The sequence below is a fragment of the Mesorhizobium sp. M7A.F.Ca.CA.002.09.1.1 genome (assembly GCF_003998555.1).
GTDB lineage: Bacteria > Pseudomonadota > Alphaproteobacteria > Rhizobiales > Rhizobiaceae > Mesorhizobium > Mesorhizobium ciceri.
In genome coordinates, this window is the sequence record NZ_RZRR01001132.1 from 1 (window position 1) to 1484 (window position 1484).

Annotated in this window: 2 protein-coding genes; one reads left to right on the plus strand and one right to left on the minus strand. The window is 61.1% G+C overall.

From position 1 onward, the window contains the following. The coding region (locus EN994_RS31015; protein WP_127308126.1) for an alpha/beta hydrolase at positions 1-786 on the plus strand (786 nt) is incomplete at its 5' end. A gap of 27 nt (positions 787-813) precedes the next feature. On the opposite strand, the gene EN994_RS31020 is transcribed toward EN994_RS31015, so the two are convergent. Then, positions 814-1484, minus strand: a 671-nt coding sequence (locus EN994_RS31020) for a DUF1176 domain-containing protein (RefSeq protein WP_127308127.1), incomplete at its 5' end; no start/stop codon positions are given.

Here is a 1484-nt window from a genome sequence, read left to right on the forward strand (position 1 = left end):
CTCTTCGCCTATCCGCCCACGCTGTCGTCCGACAGCAACGGTGCCTACACGGTCATCGACTACCGCGAGATGCGCGACATCAACCAGCGTGACCAGGTGCCCGAGCGGCGGGGGAACGCCCAATATACCGACGCCAGCGTGCGCAAGGTGCAGCAGGATCTGTTGCTGAAAACCGACGCCGGCGATATCAGGCATTTCGCCGTCGGCAAGACCGAGGGCGCCGGCATCATCGTGCTTTACCTGCACGGGCAGGGCGGCAGCCGCAAGCAAGGCGTCGACGACTTCACCTTCGGCGGCAATTTCAACCGGCTCAAGAACCTGATGGCCAGCAATGGCGGCCTCTACCTTAGCCCGGATTTTACCGATTTCGGCGACAAGGGAGCAGCGCAGGTGGCAGCGCTGATCGGTCACTATGCCGACCGGTCGCCAGGCGCGAAGATCTTCGTTGCCTGCGGATCGATGGGTGGTGCGCTGTGCTGGAAGCTTGCCGCGCGCAAGGACATGGGCGGCCGCATCAACGGCCTGCTGCTGCTCGGCTCGCTATGGGATGAGAGCTTTTTCACCAGCCCAGCATTCAAGCGCCGTGTGCCGGTCTTTTTCGGCCAGGGCAGTCACGACGTGGTCTTCCCAGTGGCAAATCAGGAGGCATTCTTTCGCTCGATCCTGGCCAAATCGAAGACTTACCCGACCCGTTTCGTTCGTTTCGAGACCGGCACCCATGGCACCCCGATCCGCATGACCGACTGGCGCGGCACGCTCAACTGGATGCTGTCGAAGTCGCCCTGACAGGCTGCCTGCAAGCCCGTGTGACGCTCAAGGCGCAGTGTTGTAGTCGACGACAGTCTCGGGATTTTGCTCGCCGTCATATGATGCATCGACGTCGTACTGGACCAGCGAGAAATTGCCGTTGCGGAACAGATACGTGCCGGCGTCGGAAGCATCGCCGACCCCGCGCCACTTGTTGAACGTGGTGATCGTCTGGGTGGCCTCGTCATAGTCGGAATTGACCGCCCAGCCGGACGTCTGGAAACCGACGATGCTCATGCCCAGCAATTTGCCGTTGCTGTCATTGTTCTCGTAGCGGATGTCCATCTTGGGTTCGGCGAATTGCAATTGCTGCACGGCCGATGTCTCGTCGGTCATATAATAGACCGAGCTTTCATTGTAGGCGGCGGCCGAGCAGGAAAAATGGAACAGCCGCGTCTCCTTGTCGGGGTCGCCGGGCTGCGCATCCTTGTCCTTGTATTTGATTGAAAAGACCGTCGGCTCGTCGGCCAGGAACTGTTTGTCGCACTGGCCGCCATAGGTTGCCAGAAACGCCTTCTTTGCCTGCTCCAGCGCAGTGTCCTTCTTCGGTGGCGGCGGCCCATCGCCGCAGCTTGGCGGCAGCGCCTCCTCGAAATCGGCGGCGGAGGGTTTCAGTGCCCCCTTCTCGATGTGGATCGGATCGAAGGGTGGCTCCGCCTGGATCTGGGCATTCACCT